This is a genomic window from Streptomyces sp. NPDC056987 (genome assembly GCF_042673865.1).
Classification (GTDB): domain Bacteria; phylum Actinomycetota; class Actinomycetes; order Streptomycetales; family Streptomycetaceae; genus Streptomyces.
On record NZ_JBHURV010000007.1, the window covers coordinates 198,721 to 220,512 of the forward strand.

Annotated in this window: 25 protein-coding genes; 16 read left to right on the top strand and 9 right to left on the bottom strand. The window is 70.3% G+C overall.

The window, feature by feature from the left end:
- The first annotated feature begins 262 nt into the window (after positions 1-262).
- From efeO to ACFTZC_RS11280, 4 genes are read left to right on the top strand one after another with little or no spacing between them, the layout of a single operon-like run.
- Complete coding sequence (gene efeO, locus ACFTZC_RS11265) at positions 263-1,405, top strand: iron uptake system protein EfeO (RefSeq protein ID WP_382888543.1); 1,143 nt, start codon at positions 263-265, stop codon at positions 1,403-1,405.
- A gap of 9 nt (positions 1,406-1,414) precedes the next feature.
- Positions 1,415-2,728 carry an iron uptake transporter deferrochelatase/peroxidase subunit gene (gene efeB, locus ACFTZC_RS11270; RefSeq protein WP_382888544.1) on the top strand — a complete coding sequence of 438 codons (1,314 nt, stop codon included), beginning with the start codon at positions 1,415-1,417 and terminating at the stop codon, positions 2,726-2,728.
- A gap of 24 nt (positions 2,729-2,752) precedes the next feature.
- Positions 2,753-3,781 carry an iron uptake transporter permease EfeU gene (gene efeU / locus ACFTZC_RS11275; protein WP_382888545.1) on the top strand — a complete coding sequence of 343 codons (1,029 nt, stop codon included), beginning with the start codon at positions 2,753-2,755 and terminating at the stop codon, positions 3,779-3,781.
- Positions 3,699-4,652: a hypothetical protein gene (locus ACFTZC_RS11280; RefSeq protein ID WP_382888546.1), complete on the top strand. Its 954-nt coding sequence runs from the start codon at positions 3,699-3,701 to the stop codon at positions 4,650-4,652. Before efeU ends, ACFTZC_RS11280 begins: the two co-directional genes overlap by 83 nt.
- 147 nt (positions 4,653-4,799) lie before the next feature.
- Here the strand turns inward: ACFTZC_RS11280 and ACFTZC_RS11285 are convergent, their stop codons facing one another.
- Both ACFTZC_RS11285 and ACFTZC_RS11290 read right to left on the bottom strand, forming a co-directional pair.
- On the bottom strand, positions 4,800-5,552 hold the full coding sequence (locus ACFTZC_RS11285) for a bifunctional DNA primase/polymerase (RefSeq protein ID WP_382888547.1): 753 nt from the start codon (positions 5,550-5,552) through the stop codon (positions 4,800-4,802).
- Positions 5,553-5,816: 264 nt separating this feature from the next.
- Positions 5,817-6,449 (bottom strand): TetR/AcrR family transcriptional regulator, encoded by a 633-nt coding sequence (locus tag ACFTZC_RS11290; protein WP_382888548.1) that lies wholly within the window; start codon positions 6,447-6,449, stop codon positions 5,817-5,819.
- Between the two features lie 174 nt (positions 6,450-6,623).
- Between ACFTZC_RS11290 and ddaH the strand changes: the two genes are divergently transcribed.
- Positions 6,624-7,478, top strand: coding sequence for a dimethylargininase (gene ddaH / locus ACFTZC_RS11295; protein ID WP_382888549.1), 855 nt, complete (start codon positions 6,624-6,626; stop codon positions 7,476-7,478).
- 138 nt (positions 7,479-7,616) lie between these two features.
- Here the strand turns inward: ddaH and ACFTZC_RS11300 are convergent, their stop codons facing one another.
- The gene (locus tag ACFTZC_RS11300) at positions 7,617-8,564 is read right to left on the bottom strand and encodes a helix-turn-helix domain-containing protein (RefSeq protein ID WP_382888550.1); all 948 of its coding nucleotides are present in this window, start codon (positions 8,562-8,564) and stop codon (positions 7,617-7,619) included.
- 207 nt (positions 8,565-8,771) lie between these two features.
- Between ACFTZC_RS11300 and ACFTZC_RS11305 the strand changes: the two genes are divergently transcribed.
- On the top strand, positions 8,772-9,896 hold the full coding sequence (locus ACFTZC_RS11305; protein WP_382888551.1) for a serine hydrolase domain-containing protein: 1,125 nt from the start codon (positions 8,772-8,774) through the stop codon (positions 9,894-9,896).
- A gap of 48 nt (positions 9,897-9,944) precedes the next feature.
- Here the strand turns inward: ACFTZC_RS11305 and ACFTZC_RS11310 are convergent, their stop codons facing one another.
- From ACFTZC_RS11310 to ACFTZC_RS11325, 4 genes are all read right to left on the bottom strand, one after another.
- The gene (locus ACFTZC_RS11310) at positions 9,945-10,433 is read right to left on the bottom strand and encodes a GNAT family N-acetyltransferase (RefSeq protein WP_382888552.1); all 489 of its coding nucleotides are present in this window, start codon (positions 10,431-10,433) and stop codon (positions 9,945-9,947) included.
- Between the two features lie 74 nt (positions 10,434-10,507).
- Positions 10,508-11,536, bottom strand: coding sequence for an NAD(P)/FAD-dependent oxidoreductase (locus tag ACFTZC_RS11315; RefSeq protein ID WP_382888553.1), 1,029 nt, complete (start codon positions 11,534-11,536; stop codon positions 10,508-10,510).
- Positions 11,537-11,563: 27 nt separating this feature from the next.
- On the bottom strand, positions 11,564-12,478 hold the full coding sequence (locus tag ACFTZC_RS11320) for an IS982 family transposase (protein ID WP_382888615.1): 915 nt from the start codon (positions 12,476-12,478) through the stop codon (positions 11,564-11,566).
- Between the two features lie 70 nt (positions 12,479-12,548).
- A complete protein-coding gene (locus tag ACFTZC_RS11325) occupies positions 12,549-13,511 on the bottom strand; it encodes a zinc-binding dehydrogenase (RefSeq protein ID WP_382888616.1) in 963 nt (320 codons plus the stop codon).
- A gap of 195 nt (positions 13,512-13,706) precedes the next feature.
- Between ACFTZC_RS11325 and ACFTZC_RS11330 the strand changes: the two genes are divergently transcribed.
- The 5 genes from ACFTZC_RS11330 to ACFTZC_RS11350 all read left to right on the top strand — a co-directional run bounded on the left by ACFTZC_RS11330 (position 13,707) and on the right by ACFTZC_RS11350 (position 16,991).
- Complete coding sequence (locus ACFTZC_RS11330) at positions 13,707-14,336, top strand: TetR/AcrR family transcriptional regulator (RefSeq protein WP_382888554.1); 630 nt, start codon at positions 13,707-13,709, stop codon at positions 14,334-14,336.
- Between the two features lie 263 nt (positions 14,337-14,599).
- Positions 14,600-15,058 (top strand): class IV adenylate cyclase, encoded by a 459-nt coding sequence (locus ACFTZC_RS11335; RefSeq protein WP_382888555.1) that lies wholly within the window; start codon positions 14,600-14,602, stop codon positions 15,056-15,058.
- 177 nt (positions 15,059-15,235) lie between these two features.
- A complete protein-coding gene (gene arr / locus ACFTZC_RS11340) occupies positions 15,236-15,646 on the top strand; it encodes an NAD(+)--rifampin ADP-ribosyltransferase (RefSeq protein ID WP_382888556.1) in 411 nt (136 codons plus the stop codon).
- A gap of 286 nt (positions 15,647-15,932) precedes the next feature.
- Positions 15,933-16,502 (top strand): GNAT family N-acetyltransferase, encoded by a 570-nt coding sequence (locus ACFTZC_RS11345; RefSeq protein WP_382888557.1) that lies wholly within the window; start codon positions 15,933-15,935, stop codon positions 16,500-16,502.
- A 111-nt stretch (positions 16,503-16,613) separates the two neighbouring features.
- The gene (locus tag ACFTZC_RS11350) at positions 16,614-16,991 is read left to right on the top strand and encodes a VOC family protein (RefSeq protein ID WP_382888558.1); all 378 of its coding nucleotides are present in this window, start codon (positions 16,614-16,616) and stop codon (positions 16,989-16,991) included.
- A gap of 42 nt (positions 16,992-17,033) precedes the next feature.
- Here the strand turns inward: ACFTZC_RS11350 and ACFTZC_RS11355 are convergent, their stop codons facing one another.
- Positions 17,034-17,276 carry a hypothetical protein gene (locus tag ACFTZC_RS11355; protein ID WP_382888559.1) on the bottom strand — a complete coding sequence of 81 codons (243 nt, stop codon included), beginning with the start codon at positions 17,274-17,276 and terminating at the stop codon, positions 17,034-17,036.
- Between the two features lie 115 nt (positions 17,277-17,391).
- Here ACFTZC_RS11355 and ACFTZC_RS11360 point away from each other — a divergent pair, with 115 nt between their 5' ends.
- The 5 genes from ACFTZC_RS11360 to ACFTZC_RS11380 all read left to right on the top strand — a co-directional run bounded on the left by ACFTZC_RS11360 (position 17,392) and on the right by ACFTZC_RS11380 (position 20,960).
- Positions 17,392-18,225: a helix-turn-helix transcriptional regulator gene (locus ACFTZC_RS11360; RefSeq protein ID WP_382888560.1), complete on the top strand. Its 834-nt coding sequence runs from the start codon at positions 17,392-17,394 to the stop codon at positions 18,223-18,225.
- Entirely contained in the window at positions 18,222-18,422 is a 201-nt protein-coding gene (locus ACFTZC_RS11365; protein ID WP_382888561.1) for a DUF397 domain-containing protein, read from the top strand. Before ACFTZC_RS11360 ends, ACFTZC_RS11365 begins: the two co-directional genes overlap by 4 nt.
- Before the next feature lie 115 nt (positions 18,423-18,537).
- Entirely contained in the window at positions 18,538-18,666 is a 129-nt protein-coding gene (locus tag ACFTZC_RS11370) for a hypothetical protein (RefSeq protein ID WP_382888562.1), read from the top strand.
- Positions 18,667-18,731: 65 nt separating this feature from the next.
- Positions 18,732-19,844: a methyltransferase domain-containing protein gene (locus tag ACFTZC_RS11375; RefSeq protein WP_382888617.1), complete on the top strand. Its 1,113-nt coding sequence runs from the start codon at positions 18,732-18,734 to the stop codon at positions 19,842-19,844.
- 246 nt (positions 19,845-20,090) lie between these two features.
- Positions 20,091-20,960, top strand: a complete 870-nt coding sequence (locus ACFTZC_RS11380; protein ID WP_382888563.1) for a triacylglycerol lipase — start codon at positions 20,091-20,093, stop codon at positions 20,958-20,960.
- 51 nt (positions 20,961-21,011) lie between these two features.
- On the opposite strand, the gene ACFTZC_RS11385 is transcribed toward ACFTZC_RS11380, so the two are convergent.
- Positions 21,012-21,782, bottom strand: a complete 771-nt coding sequence (locus ACFTZC_RS11385; RefSeq protein WP_382888564.1) for an IclR family transcriptional regulator — start codon at positions 21,780-21,782, stop codon at positions 21,012-21,014.
- Positions 21,783-21,792 lie beyond the last annotated feature (10 nt).

Here is a 21,792-nt window from a genome sequence, read left to right on the forward strand (position 1 = left end):
GGGCGTGTCCGTAAACGTGCCGAGGCATGGAAAGCGTCTTCTTGACCCCGGCTTGACCGCGTCATGGCACACCCCTGGCACCCCTGTGACCTGGCCGTATCCGGGCGGCCCCCGGAGGCGTGAGTGAGAGCTGAATCACTCGACGGAGGGGTGGCACTCAGGTAAGCCTAAGTTAAGTTGAGCCCGCCGCATCTGGCGTCATGTCCGTATTCCCGCCCAATGTTCCCGCCCGCGTTCCAGCCCTTCCATCGTGGAGCCCCGTATGCGACCTGCCCGTCTCTCCCTCGTCATCGCCACCGCCGCCGTGGTGGCCCTGACCGCCGTCACCGGGTGCGCCGAGAAGAGCGACTCCCAGGGCGGCGCGGACGCCGTCCGGGTCACCGCGAAGGACGACGCCTGCGAGGTCTCGAAGACGGAGTTCCCGGCCGGTCACCTCGAACTGGCCGTCGAGAACCAGGGGTCCAAGGTCACCGAGGTCTATCTCCTCTTCCCCGACGACCGGATCGTCACCGAGCGCGAGAACATCGGCCCCGGCACGAAGGCGAAGATCACCGCCGAGGTGAAGTCCGGTGCGTACGAGATCGCCTGCAAGCCCGGCATGAAGGGCGACGGCATCCGGCAGAAGGTCACCGTGACCGGCGGGGCGCCCGCCGAGCGCAGCCCGGAGATGGACGCCGCGGTCGCCGCGTACCGCACCTACGTCCAGGCGCAGGCCGACGAGACACTGCCGAAGGTGAAGGTCTTCACCGACGCCGTGCGCGCCGGTGACCTTGAGGCCGCGAAGAAGGCGTACGCGCCCTCGCGCATCGGCTGGGAGCGTACGGAACCGGTGGCCGAGTCCTTCGGCGACATCGACCCGAAGGTGGACGTGCGCGCCGACGGCCTGGAGCCGGGCCAGAAGTGGACGGGCTGGCACCGGCTGGAGAAGGAGCTGTGGCAGGACAAGAAGCTCGGCCCGGACGCGAAGAGCCTCGCCGACGGCCTCGACAGGGACCTGCTGGACTGGCAGAAGCGCGTGGGCCGGGCCGAGATCACCCCGACCTCGATGGCCAACGGCGCCAAGGAACTCCTCGACGAGGTCGCCGCCGGGAAGGTCACCGGCGAGGAGGAGCGGTACAGCCACACCGACCTGGTGGACTTCAAGGCCAATGTCGAGGGCGCCGAGCGCTCGTACGAGCTGCTGAAGCCGGTGGCGTCGAAGAACGACCCGGCGCTGGTGACCGAGTTGGACAAGCGGTTCGCCGCGCTCGGCACGCTGCTGGACACGTACCGGGACGGCGCGGACCCGTACGGCTTCACGTCGTACGAGAAGGTCGGCAAGGCGGAGCGCAAGGAGCTGTCGGACGGCGTCAACGCGCTGGCCGAGCCGCTCTCGAAGCTGGCCGCCGCCGTGGTGAAGAAGTAAGGAAGCGCGATGTCCGGCACCGGAGAGACGAACACGGCGCACAGCACAGCGGAGAACGATACGAAGGGCGACGCCGCGCCTGTCCCCTCGCGGCGGGCCCTGCTCGGCTGGGGCGGGGCCGGGCTCGCGCTCGGGGCCGCCGCGGCCGGAGGCGCCGTCGCGGCGGTACGGGGCGGGGAGAGCGCCGGGCCCGCCGCGGACGGCGGCGCGGCGGTACCCTTCCACGGCGCGCACCAGGCGGGCATCGCCACGCCCGTCCAGGACCGGCTGCACTTCGCGGCGTTCGACGTGACGACCGACGACCGCGCGGAGCTGGTCCAGCTGCTGAAGGACTGGACGCGGGCCGCCGAGCGGATGACGGCGGGGCACGCGGTCGGTGACGGCGCGTACGGCGGTCTCGCCGAGGCGCCGCCGGACGACACGGGCGAGGCGCTGGGCCTGCGGCCGTCCCGGCTCACCCTGACCGTCGGCTTCGGCCCCGGGCTCTTCCAGCACGGCACGGGGCGCGCGGACCGGTTCAGGCTGGCGGCGCGCCGGCCCGCCGCGCTGGTCGACCTGCCGCACTTCCCCGGCGACAACCTCGACCCGGCGCGCGGCGGCGGTGACCTCTGCGTCCAGGCGTGCGCGGACGATCCGCAGGTCGCGGTGCACGCGATCCGCAATCTGGCCAGGATCGGCTTCGGGAAGGTCGCGGTGCGCTGGTCGCAGCTCGGCTTCGGCAAGACGTCGTCGACGACCCCGGGCGCGCAGACGCCCCGTAACCTCTTCGGCTTCAAGGACGGCACCAGCAACATCGCGGTCGACGAGACCGCCGCGCTGGACACGTATGTCTGGGCGGGCGGCGGGAAGGGCGAGCCCGGCTGGATCACGGGCGGCTCGTATCTCGTCGCCCGCCGGATCTCGATGCGGATCGAGAGCTGGGACCGTACGCCGCTCCAGGAGCAGGAGGACGTCTTCGGCCGGGACAAGGGCGAGGGCGCGGCGGTCGGCAAGGCGCGCGAGCACGACAAGCCCAACCTGGCGGCGATGCTGCCGACCTCGCACGTACGGCTGGCCCATCCGGACGCGCACCACGGGGTGCGGATGCTGCGCCGCGGCTACTCCTTCACGGACGGTACGGACGGGCTCGGCCGGCTCGACGCGGGGCTGTTCTTCCTGGCGTACCAGCGGGACGTGCGGGACGCGTTCATCCCCGTACAGCGGTCACTGGCGCGCTCCGACGCGCTCAACGAGTACATCCAGCACGTGGGTTCAGCGGTCTTCGCGATCCCGCCGGGCGTCCGGGACACGGGCGACTGGTGGGGCCGGGCGCTGTTCACCTGACCCACCGAACGAAGGAGTTCCGACGTGTTCGGAAACTATCTGATCGGCCTGCGCGAGGGGCTGGAGGCCAGTCTCGTCGTCTGCATCCTGATCGCGTATCTGGTGAAGACGGAGCGGCGCGACGCGCTGCGGCCCGTCTGGACCGGCATCGGCGTCGCCGTCGTCCTCGCGCTGGGCTTCGGCTTCGGGCTCGAATTCGGCTCGCAGGAGCTGACGTTCGAGGCGCAGGAGGCGCTGGGCGGCTCACTGTCCATCGTCGCGGTGGGGCTGGTGACCTGGATGGTCTTCTGGATGCGGCGCACCGCGCGGCATCTGCGGGCGGAGCTGGGGGCCAGGCTGGACGCGGCGCTGCGGATGGGGACGGGCGCGCTGGTCGCGACGGCGTTCCTGGCGGTGGGCCGGGAGGGGCTGGAGACGGCGCTGTTCGTGTGGGCGTCGGTGCGCGCCTCGTCGGACGGTACGCACGCGCCGCTGATCGGCGTGTTGCTGGGGATCGCCAGCGCGGTCGTCCTCGGGTGGCTGTTCTACCGGGGCGCGCTGCGGATCGATCTGGCCAGGTTCTTCACGTGGACCGGCGGGATGCTGGTGGTCGTGGCGGCGGGGGTGCTCGCGTACGGTGTCCACGACCTCCAGGAGGCGCGCTTCCTGGGCGGCCTGTCGGACAGGGCGTTCGACATCAGTGCGACGATCCCGCCGGACAGCTGGTACGGCACGCTCCTGAAGGGTGTTCTCAACTTCCAGCCGGACCCGACGGTGCTTCAGGTAACCGTCTGGTTCCTGTATCTGGTCCCGACGCTCGCGCTGTTCCTGGCCCCGGTAGGGTGGCGATCCGTTCGTACGGGTCCGGGTAGCACGGGTAGCAGGGGTCAAGGAGCAGTGGCGGCCGATGAGCAGGCTGGGAAGGCCGATGCGGGGGACGGGTCGGGCAGCGCGTCGGGCGACGGGCCGGGCGGTGGCGGCGCTCGCGGGGGTGACGGTGCTGTCGCTGACGGCGAGCGGCTGCGTGACGGTGCACGGGGAGCTGGCGGTCCTGCCGTCGGCGGACCGGAGTGAGGCCGCGCAGGCCCTGAAGGACTTCACCGACGCGTACAACGCGGCGGACAAGGCGTACGATCCGGCGCTCGACGCGGACCGGGTGACCGGCGCGCTCGGCGCGATCAACCAGGCCGGTCTGAAGTCGCGTTCCCTCACGTCCCCGAACGGGAACGCCGCGCACCAGCCGCTGGAGCTGACGGACGCGAGGTTCACGATCCCGAAGAAGGCCGGCTGGCCGCGCTGGTTCGTGGCGGACACCGACAGCAACCGGGACAAGGACAACGACGCCGCGCAGGACACCCGTTGGGTGCTGGTATTCCTGCGCAACGGGCCCGGCGAGGAGTGGAAGGTCCCGTATCTGACGATCCTCGCGGCGGACGCGGTCCCGGAGTTCCGGACGGACGGCGAGGGCCTGGGCGAGCCGGTGGAACCGGGCAGCAAGGGACTGACGGTGGCGCCGAAGGATCTGAGCGAGGAGTACGCCTCGTATCTGGAGGACGGCGAGCCGGACAGCTTCGCGGACGGGCCGCACACCAGCGAGTGGCGCAAGACCCGCAAGGAGAAGGCACGGCTGCCGGGTCTGACCACGCAGTACATCGACCAGGCGGCGAGCAGCGGCGACTTCGAGCCGCTGGGGCTCGCGACGGAGGACGGCGGCGCGCTGGTCTTCTTCGCCACCCGCTACTTCGAGCGGCTGACGGGCGCGAAGGGTGTGAAGCCGCAGGTGAGCGCGGATGTGAAGGCGCTGACGACGGGCGAGGTGACGAACACGCTCACGAAGGAGTGGATCTCCAGCCAGGCCGTTCTGGTCCCGCCCGCGGACGCGGGTGACCCGAAGGTGACGGTGGCGGGGCGGCTCCAGGGCGTCATCGCGGCGAAGGGCTCGTAGCCGCCGCGGGGCGGGGCGGCGCGGGGCTTGCCGGGCGGGTGACCGTAACCGCGGGCCCGCCTGGCGAAGGGTGTGTGACCGCGCGCGCCCGGCCCGCGATCCACGACCCGCGACCGCGTCCGTCAAGCGGGGCGGGGCGGGGGCTCTTCAGCGTCCCAGGGGCCAGGCCACCGCGTGCGGGTCCAGCTCGCCGTTCTCGCCCGCGTACCGCGCGCATGCGTCGGTCAGCGACTCCAGGAGGGTCAGCGGGTCGGGGAGCGGGTGCTCGGGGCCGCGCAGCCAGTGGACGGTCAGCTCGCCGGGGAGCCGCGCCGGGGGTACGAGGACGTAGCTGCCCCGGCAGTGCCAGCGCAGCCCGGGGTGCTCGTCCATCGTCTCGGGGTGGCAGTCCAGCTCACAGGGCCACCACTCGTCCTCGTCCTCGGGGGTGCCGCGGGTCGCGGTGAAGAAGAGCATGCGGTCGCCGCCGGAGTCGGCGACGGGGCCGACGTCGATGCCCTGCGCCAGCAGGCGTTCCAGGGCGCGGCTGCCCGCTTCGAGGGGGACGTCGAGGACGTCGTGGACCATGCCCGTCGCGGTGATGAAATTGGCCTCGGGCTGGTTGCGCGCCCAGCGCTCGACCTGGGCCCGGTCCGTCGTGGACTGGGTCTGCCAGGCGAAGGAGACGGGGTGCCTGGCCGGGGTGGGACAGCCGATGCGCTCACAGGAACATCGGTAGCCGACGGGGTGGGCGGCGGGCGCGACGGGCATCCCCGCTTCGGCCACGGCGAGCAGCAGCGCCTCACGGCCCGGCGCGCTCTCCTGGAGCGCCGAATCGCCGGTGCTCTTCCTCGGCCGTCGGCGCAGCCACTGGGGAATCCTGCTCTCCGTGCCGCGGTAGCGGCCGAAATCGTCGCCCATCTATCCCCTCACACTCATGCTCGTCCCTGCGGACTCTTCCCATGGTCGCACCATCCTGCGCCTCGGGGCGCCGCGCTTCCCGGCGGGGGGAGGAGGGCTCATCCCTCGCCATGCGGAGGATTGCGGCTTATGTGGCGATATTCGGGGCGGATCGGCGGTTCCGGGGGCCTTTCCCGGGCCGGTGGTCTTCACCACACCCGCCCCACATGCCTCCCCGCATGCCTCCACGCGCCCCCGCGCGCCCCCGCGCCCACCCGCGGGTTCTCAGGTCCGGGGAGCCAGTCCGTGGAGCGCGTACTCGACGACCGCGTCCGCGTACGCGTGCGTCAGCGGGAGGGTCCGCAGCAGCCAGCGGTGGGCGACGGGGCCGACCAGCAGCTCCAGCGCGATGCGCGGGTCGAGGTCGCGCCGTACGGCACCGGCGTCCTGGGCCGCCGCCAGGCGCCGTACGTACAGTTGGAGCTGCGGTTCGAGGAGCCTGCGCGCGAACTCGGCGCCCAGCTCCGCGTCGATGATCCCCTCGGCGGCGAGCGCCCGGGACGGCAGGTCGTAGACGGGGTTGTTCATCTCGTCGACCGTGGCGCGCAGCACCAGCTTGAGATCGGTCTCCAGGTCGCCGGTGTCGGGGATCTCGTACCCCGTACCGTCGCCGCCCGCCTCCCGCGCCGCCTGCTCCCCGAGGTCGAGGAAGGCTTCCAGCAGGACGGCGGCCTTGGAGGGCCACCAGCGGTAGATCGTCTGCTTGCCGACCCCGGCGCGGGCCGCGATGCCCTCGACGGTCGTACGCGCGTAGCCGACCTCGCTCACCAGGGCGAGAGCGGCGTCGTAGATGGCGCGGCGCGACCGCTCGCTGCGGCGGGAGGGGTCGGGTGCCTTGCTCTCAGCGCTCTCAGCCATGACGGTCAACTTAGCAACCGGCGGGGATGGCGGCGGCCACGGCCGGCCCCCGTGACGAGCCGGTACGTACCGTCTCGGCAAGCGGTCTGACATGCGCAAAGAACCACCCGAACGGTGCACAGCGCGAAAGGGCCGCGCGGCGGACCATGATTCTCAGACGCTCACGCACATGCCGTGCGCACCGCCGCTCGTGAGGAGCCTCCGTTGCCTCGTGACGCCTCGCCCCGCAGCTACCTCATGTGTCCGCCCGTCCACTTCCGGGTGACGTATTCGATCAACCCTTGGATGGACCCGGCCAAGCCCGTGGACCAGGCCCTGGCGCTCGTCCAGTGGGAAGACCTGCGCGACCGCTACCGGGCGCTGGGCCACACCGTCTCCGTACTCGACCCGGAGCCCGACCTGCCCGACATGGTGTTCGCGGCGAACGGCGCCACGGTCGTCGACGGCCGTGTCCTGGGGGCGCGCTTCGCCCACGAGGAGCGGTACGACGAGGCGGAGGCGCATCTGAACTGGTTCCGGAGCCACGGCTGCCCGGACGTCGCGGAGCCGGTGCACATCAACGAGGGCGAGGGCGACTTCGCCGTCACCGCCTCGTATCTGCTGGCCGGCCGCGGCTTCCGGTCGAGCCCGCTCTCCCACGGGGAGGCGCAGGAGTTCTTCGGCCGCCCGGTGATCGGCCTGGACCTGGTCGACCCGCGCTTCTACCACCTGGACACGGCGCTCTGCGTACTGGACGACGCGGCCGACGAGATCATGTACTACCCGGACGCGTTCTCCCCCGGCAGCCGCGCCGTCCTCGCCCGGCTCTTCCCCGACGCCCTGACCGCGGACGACCCGGACGCGGCCAGGCTCGGCCTGAACGCGGTGAGCGACGGCCGCCATGTCCTCCTGCCCCAGGCCGCGACGGGGCTCTTCGCACCGCTCCGGGAGCGGGGGTTCGAGCCGATCGGGATCGACCTCGGGGAACTCCTCAAGGGCGGCGGAAGCGTGAAGTGCTGCACGCAGGAGCTGCGGGGGCTACGGGCCTGAGCCGGCGCCCGACACCGAGGCGTGGTGGCCGCCGGCGGGATCGTCGTGAGGTGATCGACGCCCATTGCCTTCACGTTCCGGGCCGGGCGCCGAGGCTACGGGGGTTCACTCATCGGGATCGGTCCGGGCTCCCGCTGGTCATGGTCCCGGACACCGGGCGAGAGCGGTGCGCTGGGCCGGAGTGAGCCTTCCGTGCTGGGCTGTGACCAGGTGTGCGCCGGCGGGAGTGCGCTGAAGCGACAGTGGTCCACAGAGCTCCGGACGGCGCTCGGCGGCCTGCAACGCGGTGGCGGCGCGCGCCGGTGGCCAGCCGAGGGCGGTGGCGAGTTCACCGGTGGCGAGGGGCCGGGCCGCGTGGAGAAGGGCGGCAAGTACCGTCAGCGCGTCGTCGAGGTGCGCGGCGACGGGCGGACCGGTCATGTCCTGGTGGACTCCGGCAAAGAATCGCCGCATGGCCTCAAGCCGTGCTCCTGCCGGGGTGCTGGGGCCGAACAGCTCGGCACCCGCCTGGGCGGTCTCGGCCCACACGGCGTTCTTCCGGGCACTGGCCAGCCAGGTGCGGAGCCAGACGTCGTCGTCGACGACATGGCGTGCCCGGCGACGGCCGGGCTCGTGCTCCCGCGTGAGGACGTGGAGCCCTTCGAGGTACCCCACGGCCTTGGACACCGAGGCCGGGCTGACCCGCAGCAGTTGGGCGAGTTCCGCAGCGGTCCGCGCACCGGACGGGGCCGTCACCAGACAGGCCAGCACCCTGGCGGCGGTGCGGGGCAGTCCGTCCCCGGTCATCATCGTCGCGAATCGGTCCACGTAGGCGCGAACGGCGGCGGTTTCCCGCCCGTGCGCGGCCCCGGCGTCGGCGGCCGGTGGCCTCACGGGCCGAGGCGGACGGTGGCGTCGCCGCCAGTCGCCGGCCCGGTCGGCGTGTTCCGCGCGGTAGGCGCCGGGCCCGCCGTTGCGGGCAACCTCCCTGCTGACGGTCGAAGTCGGCCGCCCCAGCCGTCGGGCGATCGCGGCGTACGGCAGGCCCTCGGCCAGTCCCGCCTCGATGTCCCCGCGCTCCTCCGCGGCGAGTCTCCTGCCGCCCATCTCCGTCCTCCCGCCGTGCGCACCGCGAACCGGCCGTACGCGACCGAACCCGCGCGTCCCTGTGCGTTGCGTAAGCCGTCATCGGCAACGCTACAAGACCCGGGAAACTCCCCGGTTTCCGGAGATTCCCCCGCGTGCGCCGCTTCCGCGGACGCACGTGGGACGTAGCTTTCAGGTGTCGCGAAAAGTTGAGACCAGGGGGTTCCCATGGAAGATGCCACGCCCGCGGCGCAGGTCGCCCACGGGCATCACGATGCCGCCCAGCACGTGCTCGACCGAGCGGTGCGGGAAGGGGAGGTGCCAGGCATCGTCGCTCAGATCCGTGACGGCGGCGGCCACTGGTTCGGCACGGCGGGGGTCGCCGACACACGGACCCGTCGGGCGCGCGGGCACGAGGACCGGTTCCGGATCGGCAGCATCACCAAGACCTTCACCGCCACCGTGCTCCTGCAACTCGTCGCCGAGGGCCAACTGGCCCTGGAGGACACGGTGGAGCGATGGCTGCCGGGCGTGCTCACCGGGAACGGGCACGACGGCAGCACGATCACTGTCCGGCAGATCCTCAACCACACCAGCGGTGTCTTCAGCCACACCCGCGACCAGCCCGCCCTGAGCAGGCAGGAGAGTTACACACCCGAAGAACTCGTGGAGATCGCCCTGTCGCATCCGGCCGACTTCCCGGCGGGGAAGGGCTGGGCGTACTCCAACACCAACTACATTCTCGCCGGGATGATCGTTGAGCACGTGACCGGCCGAACGCTCGCCGACGAGATCACCGACCGTCTCGCCCGCCCGCTCGGCCTGACGGGAACCTCCCTGCCGCTCGGCGCCGACCCGGCGCTCTCCGGACCGCATTCGAGCCACTACACCAGACTGTTCTCCCCCGACCCGGACGCCACGGTCCACAACGTCACGGAACTGGAGACGAGTCCGTACGGGGCGGCGGGCGGCATGATCTCCACCGTCGCCGACCTCAACCGGTTCTTCGCGGCGCTGCTCGGAGGATGCCTCCTGCGGCCGGAACAACAGCGCGAGATGTTCACCATGGTCCCGACGGAAAGCTGGCTTCCGGGCGCCGCCTACGGTCTCGGGGTTTCCCGCCTGACCCTGCCTTCCGGCACGGTGGTCTGGGGCATGGGCGGCGCGCTCTTCGGCTCCTGGTCGTACGTCTACGGCACACGCGAGGGCAGGCACCTGCTCGCCGTGAACATCAACGCCGACTGGGCAAGAGGCCCTTGGGAAGACCCCATCGGCATCTTCACCGATCTCCTGGAGGCCGAGTTCAGCCGCAGCGCCGACGCGGACACCGCACGAGGCAAGGGGGCAGCCTGACCGGGGTCACCGTCCACCGGGCCGAACGATGATGCGGAACGAGACCGCCTAGGACTCCGACCGCCGTGGTTCACCGGCCGGGCCCGCGGGTCGGTCTTGGCCGAGGTAGCGGCGGAATCCCTGGGCAAGCGGCCGGAAGCCGCAGGCCTCGTAGAACGTGTGCGCTTCCTGCCCGTCGGCCGCCAGGAGTTGCATCTTGTAACAGCCGGTGGACTCGGCGAGTTGTGCGGCAGCGTCCATCAGGTGCCTCCCGACACCACGTCGGCGATGGGCCTGGGAGACCACGACGTTCTCCACGACCAGGATCGATCGCCCGCCGCGCGTGAGGTTCGGCAGAACCACGCAGTCCGCGGTGCCGACCAGCGTGCCGTCCAGATCCGCGACCAGCACGGTCCGGCCCTGCTGATCGCGGACAGCCTGCCAGATGCTTCCCGCGGACTCTGCCGGCAAGGGTGCGTCGTCCGGGTTCAGCTCTGCGTAGAGCGCCAGCAGTCCGTGCAGATCGGTCTCGGAGGCCGGTCGGATGGTGATCGTCATATTCCTCAACTCGACGTTTCAAGCGGTCCTGCTCCAAGAGCGGCAACGGGGCAGGCTGCAACGGGGCCGTGCCATCAGAAGCGATCCGGGCGGCAACCCGACAGAGCCGACTCGACGGTTCCGTCGACCAACTCCCGCGCGACCAGGTGGCCCACGGCCGCGGCGAGCGTGACCGCCGAGTGCATCACCGCCACGTAGAGGCCGGGGACCTCGGCGACCGGACCGACGATCGGCTCACCGTCGGCCGGCATCGGGCGCACCCCGAGCCGGGTGCTGAGCAGCTCGACGCTCCCGGCGCCGTGGAAAGTGGACCGGACGGCGGCAAGGGTCCGTTCAGGCGAGTCCGCGGCGGCGATCAGCCGGTCCGCGGCGACCTGCCGAAGGTCGAAGTCCTCGGTGTTGACCACGGTGCGGACCAGGCCGGCCGGGGCGCGGAGCCGGAACAGCGGGCACGGCGACGGTTCGACCGGGACGCGCACGCCGAGCGTCGCGCCCAGCTCGGCCGTGGCAACTCCGGCCGCCAGCACCACCGTCGCACCGGAGAGGGGTCCTGCCGCCGTCTCCACCCCGGCGATCCGGCCCGCCGGGTCCCGGCGGACCGCGGTGACCGGCGTGTCCGGATGTACCCGAGCCCCGTGGCTGCGAGCGGCAGCGACCAGCCGCTCGGTCACGCCCACCGAGTCGACCGCGCCGTCACCCGGCGCCCAGACGGCCCACTCCGGAGGCTGCCGGAGGGCGGGCTCAAGTGTCGCCGCGGTGGCCGCGTCCACGATCGTCTGCCCGGGCCCGGCGTCCGGTGCGCTGTCCTGCCTGTTCCAGCTCAGCGAGCCGGACCAGGTCACCGGGAGCCCGGGCAACTCGGCCCCGAGCCGGTGGTACTCCGCCGTCGCGGTGGCCCGCAGCCCGGCTGCCGGGCCGGTACGCACGCCGGACGATCCGATCCAGGCGAACGAGTCCCCCGTCACGCCGGAACCTGGCCGCCCGGCGTCGACCAACGTCACCGCGGCGCCCGCCCGGGCGGCGTGATAGGCCACCGATGCGCCAACGATGCCGGCGCCGACGACGATCAAGTCCCCACTTACCGATGAGCTCAACACGTTCATGACCCTAGATGATCGATTCCAAGGGGTTTAGTGGTCGTAGGCGGTCAAGGTGCGCAGGACTGGCTGGTCGGTGTGGTCGTTGTGCCAGATTGCGGCGGTGAGGGCGAGGATGCGTTGCAGGACGCGGACGGCCACTCCGCCGGGACTGCGGCCGCGGTGCCGTTCGAGGTCGAGTTGGCCCTTGAAAGTTTCGTTGATCGACTCGATGACCTGCCGCAGCGGCTTGAACAGCTGTGATCCGGGCCGCTCGGTCTCGCCTTTGCGGGCCGGCCGCAGCAGCCGGACACCCAGCTCGGCCAGTCGTTGTTCGAACTCGTGGCCGAAGTAGTTCTTATCGCCGATCAGCGTCTGGCCAGGGCGCTCTGCGGTGAGTTGGGGCTCGGCGTCGAGCAGATCCAGCAGGGTCTCGCGTTCGTCGGCCTTGGCTCCGGTCAGCGCGAAGGTGACGGGCAGCCCGTGCAGTGTGCAAACCAGGTGCAGCCGCAGTCCCCAGAAGTATCGCGTGTGACTGGCGCAGTACCCGTACTGGGCCCATCCGGCCAGGTTGGAGCGCTTGACGGTCTCACGGGAACGGCCGCACTCAACCGGCGTGGAGTCCACGACCCATACGTCGTCGCTCCACAGCGTGGTGTCCCGGGCCAGCGTGCGGGTCACGTGGCGGACGAGGTCTGCGGACTTGCGCAGGCGCTTGTTGTAGCCGGGCTGCCTGGGCAGGTAGGGGAAGAGGTACCGCAAGTGGGCATGAGCGTGCCTTAGCCACCGCGCCTCGGAGGTGAAGCCGAGCATGGCCTGCATCATCGCCAGGGTCACCAGCTCGGCGTCGCTGAGCTGCGGCGCAATACCCACAGCCGGTCGCCATGGCCCGAACTGCGGCGAACCCTTCAGCAGATCATCGGTCTTCACGTAGAGCGCGGTCGCGAGGGAGTCCAACTCTGTCTTCAGGCACCGACATTGGACTCCCTCGCGTCGGCTGAGCAGGGGATCGTGGCAATCCCGGCGTGGATACCTTCGACTACGGTGTCAGCACGATCCTGCCGAAGACCTCGCCCGCGTCCATTTTCTGGTGCGCCAGCACGGCTGCGTCCAGTGGCAGCACCTCGTGCACCACTGTTTCGATCTCACCCCGGCTCGCTGCGGCGAACTGCTTGCTCCGCACGGCACGCCGTTCGGCTCCGGTGACGGTGGCTGCGCTGAAAGCGGCGAAGGACATCGACTTCTGGAACGCCGCCATGATCTTCGTGCCGAAGTCCGCCGGTGGCTGGCCTGCGACAGCGCCCACGGCCACCATGCGGCCGTTCGGGTTGAGCCGGTCGAAGAACGACGGCATGCCCTTGCCGGCCACCACGTCGATGATGACGTCATACCCTGCGGGAGCTGGTTCCCCTCCGTCGCCGGAGCGGTCCAGCACGTGGGTCGCGCCGAGGCGCCGCAGCTGCTCGCCGCGCTCGGCCGAGGAGGTGGTGACCGCCACTGCAGCGGCACCGCCGCGAGCGGCGAGTTGCACTGTCATGATCCCGATGCTGCCGGCCGCACCACGCACCAGGACCGTCTCCCCTGGGGCGAAGTGGGCGTGGCGGAGCCCGAAGTGGGCCACCACGCCGGAACTGCCGAGTGTCACCGCATCGACTGCGGACAGGTTCACGGGCAGGGGAACGATCTCCTCGACCAGCGCGAGGGCCTGTTCGACGTAGGCTCCGCCGGTGCCGGTGAAGGCCCACACCCGCCCGCCGATCCACGACGCGTCGACGCCGTCACCGACCGCGGTCACGGTGCCCGCCACCTCGCTGCCCGGGATGTGGCCCTCCTTGAAGCCGTAGGCGGCCAGGGCCCCGCTTCGGATCACAGTGTCGACTCCACCGACGCCCACGGCCTCGGTGGCGATCACCACCTGTCCGACAGCAGGTGCGGGAGTCGGCAGGTCGACAACAGCCAGACCTTCAGGACCTCCGTACGTCTGGATCGCGATTGCCTTCAGTGTCGTCTCCCATGTTCTCGGACCGACCAAGTGCGGTCGTGATCAGTGCCCACTGCCGATCGCCGCCGACGGCGGGAGGGGGGTTCACGGCGCGGCAGGCGTTCGGTTCCGGTGCTGTGCGCCCCGATGATCTCGGTGAGCTGCTACGTCTTGAACGCTAACGGACACCCCCGTCCGTTTAGGTAAAGTGAGAGCATGATCGACCGTTTGCCTCACACCCTGCGTTCTGACGCGCTGGACAACCGCGAGCGCATCCTCGACGCGGCCCGGGCACTGTTTTCCGCCGACGGCCTGGACGTGCCGATGCGGGAGATCGCGCGGCGCGCGGGGGTCGGACCTGCCACCTTGTACCGTCACTTTCCGACCAAGCAGGTGCTGGCCACCGAAGCCTTCGCGGACCAGTTGCGCGCATGTCGCACCATCGTCGACGACGGGTGCGCCGATCCCGATCCGTGGCGTGGCCTTTGCCTGGTGATCGAGAAGATCTGTGAGCTGCACGCGCGGGATCGGGGTTTCAGCGAAGCCTTCATGTCGACCTTTCCAGGGGCGCCGGATGCCACGGGCCGTGAGTACACGGTGAAAGCGGTCGCCGGACTGGCCCAGCGGGCCAAGGACGCAGGGCACCTGCGGTCCGACTTCGTTCTGGACGACCTCATTCTCATCCTCATGGCCAACAAGGGGATCCGTACCAGATCGACCGACACCCAGGTCATGGCCTCCCGACGCTTCGCAGGGTTGGCGATCCAGGCGTTCGAAGCCTGCCCTCAGCACGCACCGCTACCACCAGCGGCACGACTGGTATCCGCAGCACCGGACGGCGCCTGACCGTGGGCGAGCGGTATCCACGCTCGACGCATGAACCACTGAATCCCTTGGAATAGATCATCTAGCGTCCGCCGGACTCGCCCGGTGGGCCGCCGCTCACCGGGCCACCGGGATGCGGGGTGGCTGCTCCGTGGCAGGATCTGCGCCGACAGCCGACAGCCGACAGGCTCCTGTGACGGAAGTGGATGTGCGGTGCGCGAGATCGAGGTGAAGTACGCCGTCCCGGACAGGGAGGCGCTGCTGCTGACCCTGAAGAGCCGGGGGTGGGTCTCAGCGAGCCGGTCCGGCAGGACGATCAGGCGTACGCCCCGTCCGGGTGGACGCCGGGGGACGGCAAGCGCGGGGTGTCCTTCGTCCGCCTCCGTACCGTCGAGGGCCGGCGCACCTTCACCCTGAAGCCTCCGGATCTCAACGAGCAGTCGTGCACGGAGCGCGAGACGGTGGTGGCGGACCGGGCCCAGACGCACGAGGCGATCATGCTGATGGGGTACGCGCCGACGGTGCGCGTGGCGAAGCACCGCCGCACCGGCGTGCTCGGCGGTGCGGAGCTGTGCGTCGACGATCTGGACGGCGTGGGGACCTTCCTCGAACTGGAGCGCATCGTGAGCGAGGAAGCCGACGAGGCTTCCGTCCAGGCGGAGTTGGCCGCCATGGTGACCGACCTGGGTATCGCGTGCGAGCGGACCACCGAGACGTATGACGCGCTGGTCCGCCGGGGTTGAGTTCTGTCTCTGCGATCTTGAACATCAAGGGCGGGACCGCTCCGGGCTGCCGCCCAAGGGTTGTCCCGTAGCCACTGACCAGGGTTAAATGATCTTGCTGTGACTGGTGCGATCACGGCGTCCGAACCGTCCTGGACAGCCGGCCGTCACGACAGCCTGGGTTGATAACCTGTGGCGATGGACGAGGCATTGGACGAGGGGCCGTTCTATCACGGCACACAGGCCGAGCTGCGGGTCGGAGATCACCTCACCGCCGGTTTCCGTTCCAACTACCGGCCCGAAATCGTGATGAACCACGTCTACTTCACCGCGTTGCGCGACGGCGCGGGACTCGCCGCCGAACTCGCCGCAGGCGACGGAACCCCGCGAGTGTACGTCGTCGAACCGACCGGGGAGTTCGAGAACGATCCAAACGTCACCGACAAGAAGTTCCCCGGCAACCCCACCCGCTCCTATCGCAGCAGGGAACCGCTCCGGATCGTCGGTGAGGTCACCGACTGGACGCGACAGACACCCGAAGCTCTCCAGATGTGGCGAGACCGGCTGGTTGCGATCCGCATGGATGACCGCGCCGAGATCATCAACTAAGGAGCCCGTTCACCGGGCCGAGCCCGCGCCACTTCGGCACATTGGTAACCGCACTGCGCAGCGAGGGCGCTGACGAGGTACGGCGCGGACGGCCGTGGGGCTCGCCGCCGAGGACCGGGTGCTGCTGGACAACCCTCAGGGGTGTGGGTCGGTAAACAACTCCTGGAATACCGCGCCTCGTGGTAGCTGGGGCTGTCGGGCGCTGCTGTTGAAAAGGCGTGGCTGCCTGCCAGTCGTGATGCGACAATCCGCATCTTGATCCAAAATCCGCGTCCTGGAGGTCCGCATGGACATCGCGTCGCTGCTGCCGATGACCACGCCCCGGTTGTCACTGCGACTGTTCACTCCCGGCGACGTCGACGACCTGTACGCCTACCAGAGCCTGCCGAGCGTGGCGCGCTACCTGTACCGGCCTGCGCACACGCGGGAGCGCAGCGAGCAGGTTGCGGCCGAGCGCGCGGCGCACTCGGTTTGGTGCGCCGACGGGGACAAGCTGGCGCTTGCTGTGTGCCGACGCGATGAGCCCGGCGTCGTTGGCGAGGTGACGCTCACCCTGGCCGATGCCCGCGCCGCCCAGGCCGAGATCGGCTGGACTCTCGACCCACGTCACCAGGGGCACGGCTATGCGACCGAGGCGGCCGTGGCACTGGCCGGGTTTGCCTTCGACAGGCTGGGCGTGCACCGGCTCTACGCACGGCTGGATGTGGAGAATTCCGGGTCTGTGCGGGTCTGTGAGCGCCTCGGGATGCGCCGGGAGGCGCACCTGGTCGAAAACGACCTCGACGGGGATCGCTGGGGCAGCGAGTACATCTACGCGGCGCTGGCCGCGGACATGGGCGGTCAATCAGGCAGTTGAGCCCGATGCCGCCTCCTGATTCGTGATCTTCCGTATAGCGACCGACCATCAGCCGATCCACAACCGCTCGCCGGCTGCGCCATTACCAACCCACTCTCCTAGGATCGGCCCATGATCGCTGACCTGCAGTGTGTGGTGCTGGACTGTTCCGATCCGCTGGAACTCGCCGAGTTCTATCAGTCGCTGCTCGGTGGGGCCGTCAATCGGCAAGATCGGCGGTGGGCACTCGACGACACCTGGGCGACACTGCACACGCCGTCCGGACTCGTCTTCGCCTTCCAGCGGGCAGCGGACTACCAGCCGCCGCTGTGGCCCGACCCGTCCCGTCCCCAGCAGTTCCATCTGGACTTCGGTGTCAGGGACTTGGAGCGGGCCCAAGAACAGGTGCTGGCCCTCGGGGCGGCGGTGTTGGACGCCGGATCCGGCGGACGGAGCTGGCGCATCTATGCCGACCCGGCGGGGCATCCGTTCTGCCTGGTCCGACACTGAGGACGGATCACCCGATCACCGGCCCCAGCACACCGTGAGCGGTCATTGCCCGGCACCCGAAGGGCCGGAGGCATCAGGAGCGTCGGGGCACAGCGCGTGGCCGCACTCGCACGGGGGCCATCTGAGCGCGCTCCCCGGGGTCAGGTCCGCGCCCTCTCCGGGGGCGTACCCGGCCGCCGGAACGACGAGCGTGCCGTCCACACCGTATGCGGCGATCAGCAGGGACAGCCGCCTGCGCGCCTCACTGCGCCCGGCGTCCGTGGCAGGTGTCTTCCGGTCAGCCATGTCGCGCCCCTCTGTTGTCGGACAACTACTTTCTGTGCCCAAGAGTCGGCATTCGCGCGTACGCTGAACAGCCTTGAGCGCACGACATCGGGCCTGGGGTGAAGGAGACGCACACATGCCGGAGGGGCCGACGAAACCTACGGGGCCGGTCAGCGGGGCCGCCTACTTCGGTAACGAGGTACGGGAGTGGCGGGTCGGCAGGGGCTTGAGCCAGCGCGAGGTGGGCGCGCCCGCGCGGTACGGGCAGCAGTACGTGGCGAAGGTGGAGGCCGGGGAGCGGATGGCCAGTCCGGAATTCGCCGCCGGGTGCGACGAAGTCTTCGGCACGCCACGGATGTTCGCCCGACTGCGGGACCGGTGCGCCGAGAAGGGCGGGTATCCGGACTGGTTCGAGCCGTATCTTCTGCTCGAACAGAAGGCTGCCGCAGTGCTCAACTACAGCAATAACTTGGTCACTGGCCTGTTGCAGACCGAGGCATATGCGCATGCGATGTTCCGGAAAGGATGCCCGACCGACGATGCGGACGAGACCACCGCGAAGGTCGCACGCCGGTTGAAACGGCGTGACGTGCTGGAACGCCCGAACCCGCCGCTGGCGTGGGTCGTTCTGGACGAGTCCTGCCTGCGCCGCACCATCGGGAGCCCGGCTGTCATGGCCGACCAACTGGCGCACCTGATCAAGGAAGCGGAATCTCCTCGCTTCACCGTTCAGGTACTCCCTTACAGCTCGGGGGCTCCCGCCTGGCCGCTGGCATTCACGCTGATGAAGTTCGACAACGGTGAGCCGGACGTCCTCTATCAGGAGACTATGGGGGCAGGGCATGTGACCGACTCACGGAAGATCGTGGCGGATGCGAGCGTGCTTTACGATCGGCTTCGCGCCGACGCACTTGCCCCGGCAACGTCACTCGACTTCTTACGCAATGCAATGGAGGACTGGATCCCATGAGCACATTCGACCTCTCCAACGCGCTGTGGAAGAAGTCCAGTTACAGCAGCGGTCAGGGAGGCGAGTGCGTCGAGTTCGCCCCTAATCTCGCCCCCTCCGGCGTCGTCCCCGTGCGCGACAGCAAGGCCCTCACCGGCCCCGTGCTCCTCCTCGCCCCCTCCGCCTGGAGCGACTTCGTCGCCTTCGCCGCCCGGTAGGGACCAGGATATTGGCGAGAGGTCGCCACGTTCGGAGAGCCTGAACAGAGCGACCGCCCGATTGGCTAGCTTCACGGCGTACGGACCTTTTGCGACGACGCCTTGAAAGCGAGGGATGATGAAGCCGATCCTCCGGAACACCGGTGACGAGGACGACGACAACCTGCCCGGTCAGCCCTGGCAGCCGGAAGAGCCGAGCCCCGACGGCGAGATGCCTCCCGGCGGCGGGACCCACCGCAAGTGACAACCGAGCAGGTAGGGCGGCCCGGTCTGAGGGAGCTGGGCCGTTCCCTTCTGGACAGCGGCTCCATGCCGTCGGACTGGGCTCCGGCTTTCACCGCCCTGCCCCGTTCCCTCTTCCTGCCCGACCTGATGTGGCCGTATGACATGGACAGCGGCACCAGCACGGTCGTGACGAAGTCGGACGATCCGGGGAGGTGGTACGCGTACGCCGACGCGAACGTTCCGATCATCACGCAGTGGGACGACGGCGCCCATGACGGCTCCGCGCCGGGCAGGGTGTTCACTTCGTCGTCGTCCATGCCGAGCCTTGTCTTCTCGATGCTCGGGGACCTCGATGTCCGTTCCACCGACCGCGTGTTGGAGGTGGGTACGGGCACCGGATGGAATGCCGCGCTACTGGCCCACCGGGTCGGTACGGACAACGTCGTCAGCGTGGAACTGGACGCGAGTGTGGCAACCATCGCACGTGCCGCTCTGGACCGGGCGGGCCTGCCCGTACGGGTGGTCCACGGGGACGGTTTCCTCGGGTGTCCGGACGGGGCGCCGTACCACCGGATCGTCGCGACGTGCGGCCTGCGCTCCCTGCCCTTCGCGTGGGTGGAGCAGGCCGCGCCGGGCGGCGTGATCCTGGTCCCGTGGGGCACGTATTACACCTTCACCGAGGCCACGGCACGGCTGGTGGTCGCGGACGACGGCGTGAGCGCGTCGGGGCCGTTCACCGGGCCGGTGAACTTCATGCGTATGCGTGCGCAGCGCTTGCCCTGGCCACAGCACTCCGCGTACGTCCCGGCCGAAGGGACGGGCGGCGCGGACAGGACGTCCACCACGATCTCCGAGGCGGAGTTCCTGGACGGAGGAGATTTCGGTATCGCCGGATTCGCCGTCGGCCTGCGCGTGCGCGACTGCACTCATGTCGCCGACCGCAAGCGCGACGGCAGGCGACCGGTGTGGTTCTACGGGCTGTCCGACCGGTCGTGGGCCGTCGTGGTCTTCCGGGACGGACAGCCCCGGGCGCGTGTGTTCCAGTCCGGACCCCGGCGCTTGTGGGACGAGGTCGAGGACGCCTACCTGTGGTGGCAGAGGCAGGGGAAACCGGAGTTCACCCGCTTCGGCCTGACACTGACCGCCGAGGGACAACAAGCGTGGCTGGACGACCAGGCCGACTCATGGCCTGTATGAGGACACCTCTTTGACGGGCGAACCAGGCCGGGCTCCGGGGGCCGGCCTGGGCGGCGCCGCTTCTCTTCCACTCAGCAGAAGCCGGACTTCCGGGCGGCTCCGGCCGAATCTACGGTGCGGTCGCGCCGCGTTTTCCGGCGGCGCGCACCCGCGGTTCCTCCTGGAGGTCCATCGATGCGTCCTGTCCGCCGCCGTGCGTCCGGCACGTCCTCGCCGTTACGGGCCCGGTCCCGTGTTCTGTCCGTGGTGACCGCGCTGGTCACCGCCGTGGCCGCCGCTCTGCTGAGCGTGTCCCCCTCGTCCGCCGCGTCCGACGGGGCAGGGTCCGTCCGCGCGATTCCCGATCCGACGACCGCGTCGCTGGAGGCCACGAACGGGCCGCTGGCCACCGCCGCCTACACCGTGCCCAATCCCAGCGGATACGGGTCCGGCACGATCACCTATCCGACGGCCAGTGGCTCGTACCCGGGCATCGTGCTGATGCCTGGCTATCAGGGCACGCAGCAGAACCTGCAGTGGCTGGCGCCGCGCCTCGCCTCCTGGGGCTTCGTCGTCGTCAATGTCGGTACTCTCACGCTCGGCGACGACCCGACGTCGCGCGGGCGCCAGATCAGCGCCGCCGGGACCCAGCTGCTCTCCTTCAGCGCCACCCCCGGCAACCCGGTGTACCAGAAGGTCAACGGCACGCTCGGCGCGGCCGGGCACTCGATGGGCGGGGGCGGGGTGATGGTGGCCCTGCGGGACGACGCCCGGTTCAAGGCGGGGGTGCCCACGGCTCCGTACTTCCCGAACGGGAACTTCTCCGGGGTCACCGACCCGACCTTCTTCCTGACCTGCGCGAGTGACCCCGTCGCGCACGGCAACACGTACGCGCTGCCCTGGTACAACTCCATGACCCGGGCCGAGAAGCTCTTCGTGGAGGTACCCGGCGACCATCTCTGCCCGATGACCGGCTCCGGCAACAAGGCCAAGCAGGGCAAGCTGATCGTGTCGTTCTTCAGCCGCTGGCTGTACGGCGACACCCGGTTCGCCCCGTTCCTGTGCGGCGCCCCGCGCGAGGCGGACAAGAACAACCCCGCCCTGGTGACCCGCTGGCAGGACTCCTGTCCGTTCTGATCGACGGATCCGTGGCGCTCCCGCGATGCGGGAGCGCTGCGGTGCGTCGGCTCACGCGCCCTCCTGGCGGCGGAACAGCGCACGGGAGATGGTCCGGCCCGTGGCCACCACTGCCGGAGCGAAGCCGCTCCGCCCGGTCTCGGGCAGCCGCGGGACGACCGACACGGCGGCCACCACCTCGCCCGACGCGTCCCGTACGGGGGCGGCCACGGACCCGCTGTGTCCCGGCCCGGGGCCCGGACCCGGCCACCGGTCGCCCGTGGCGAAGCCCGCCCGGTGCACCTCGGAGAGCAGCGGGCGCAGACCGGCGGCCGGGGCGTGACGGGCCAGGTAGTGCTCCCGTACGGCCGCCCCCGCGTAGGCGAGGAGCACCAGGCCGTCACCAGTGGCGTGGGCGGGGCTCCGGCCGCCGGCGGGTTCGAACGCGGGGCCGGTGTCCCGGTCGTGGATCCGCTCGACGAGCACCACCTCCATGCCGTCCAGCACCGCCAGCCGCACCTGCCGCCGCCCGGTCCTCTGGTGCAGGTCCCGGAGGAACGGCAGCGCCACCTCGCGCAGCTCCAGCCGGCGCGGGGCGAGCCCCGCGACCGCCCACAGGTGCAGGCCGATCTCGTAACGGCCGTCGCGGTTGCGTTCGAGCGCGCCCCAGGAGAGCAGCTCGCCGACCAGCCGGTGCGTGGTGGCCAGCGGCATCCCCGTCCGCCGGCTGATGTCCGAGAGGGAGAGCCCGCGGCGCTCCCCCGCGAACGCGTCGAGCACACTGAGAACCCGGCGGGTCACCGAACGGCGGACGGGCCCGTTCTCGGCTGATCCACTCCTCATCGCGGGCAAC

Excerpts from the sequence above, each read along its gene's own strand:
- efeO (WP_382888543.1), top strand. The coding sequence starts at position 263 with ATGCGACCTGCCCGTCTCTCCCTCGTCATCGCCACCGCCGCCGTGGTG.
- efeB (WP_382888544.1), top strand. The coding sequence starts at position 1,415 with ATGTCCGGCACCGGAGAGACGAACACGGCGCACAGCACAGCGGAGAAC.
- ACFTZC_RS11285 (WP_382888547.1), bottom strand. The coding sequence starts at position 5,552 with ATGGGCGACGATTTCGGCCGCTACCGCGGCACGGAGAGCAGGATTCCC.
- ACFTZC_RS11290 (WP_382888548.1), bottom strand. The coding sequence starts at position 6,449 with ATGGCTGAGAGCGCTGAGAGCAAGGCACCCGACCCCTCCCGCCGCAGC.
- ACFTZC_RS11300 (WP_382888550.1), bottom strand. The coding sequence starts at position 8,564 with ATGGGCGGCAGGAGACTCGCCGCGGAGGAGCGCGGGGACATCGAGGCG.
- ACFTZC_RS11305 (WP_382888551.1), top strand. The coding sequence starts at position 8,772 with ATGGAAGATGCCACGCCCGCGGCGCAGGTCGCCCACGGGCATCACGAT.
- ACFTZC_RS11310 (WP_382888552.1), bottom strand. The coding sequence starts at position 10,433 with ATGACGATCACCATCCGACCGGCCTCCGAGACCGATCTGCACGGACTG.
- ACFTZC_RS11315 (WP_382888553.1), bottom strand. The coding sequence starts at position 11,536 with ATGAACGTGTTGAGCTCATCGGTAAGTGGGGACTTGATCGTCGTCGGC.
- ACFTZC_RS11330 (WP_382888554.1), top strand. The coding sequence starts at position 13,707 with ATGATCGACCGTTTGCCTCACACCCTGCGTTCTGACGCGCTGGACAAC.
- arr (WP_382888556.1), top strand. The coding sequence starts at position 15,236 with ATGGACGAGGCATTGGACGAGGGGCCGTTCTATCACGGCACACAGGCC.
- ACFTZC_RS11345 (WP_382888557.1), top strand. The coding sequence starts at position 15,933 with ATGGACATCGCGTCGCTGCTGCCGATGACCACGCCCCGGTTGTCACTG.
- ACFTZC_RS11350 (WP_382888558.1), top strand. The coding sequence starts at position 16,614 with ATGATCGCTGACCTGCAGTGTGTGGTGCTGGACTGTTCCGATCCGCTG.
- ACFTZC_RS11355 (WP_382888559.1), bottom strand. The coding sequence starts at position 17,276 with ATGGCTGACCGGAAGACACCTGCCACGGACGCCGGGCGCAGTGAGGCG.
- ACFTZC_RS11360 (WP_382888560.1), top strand. The coding sequence starts at position 17,392 with ATGCCGGAGGGGCCGACGAAACCTACGGGGCCGGTCAGCGGGGCCGCC.
- ACFTZC_RS11365 (WP_382888561.1), top strand. The coding sequence starts at position 18,222 with ATGAGCACATTCGACCTCTCCAACGCGCTGTGGAAGAAGTCCAGTTAC.
- ACFTZC_RS11370 (WP_382888562.1), top strand. The coding sequence starts at position 18,538 with ATGATGAAGCCGATCCTCCGGAACACCGGTGACGAGGACGACGACAAC.
- ACFTZC_RS11375 (WP_382888617.1), top strand. The coding sequence starts at position 18,732 with ATGCCGTCGGACTGGGCTCCGGCTTTCACCGCCCTGCCCCGTTCCCTC.
- ACFTZC_RS11385 (WP_382888564.1), bottom strand. The coding sequence starts at position 21,782 with ATGAGGAGTGGATCAGCCGAGAACGGGCCCGTCCGCCGTTCGGTGACC.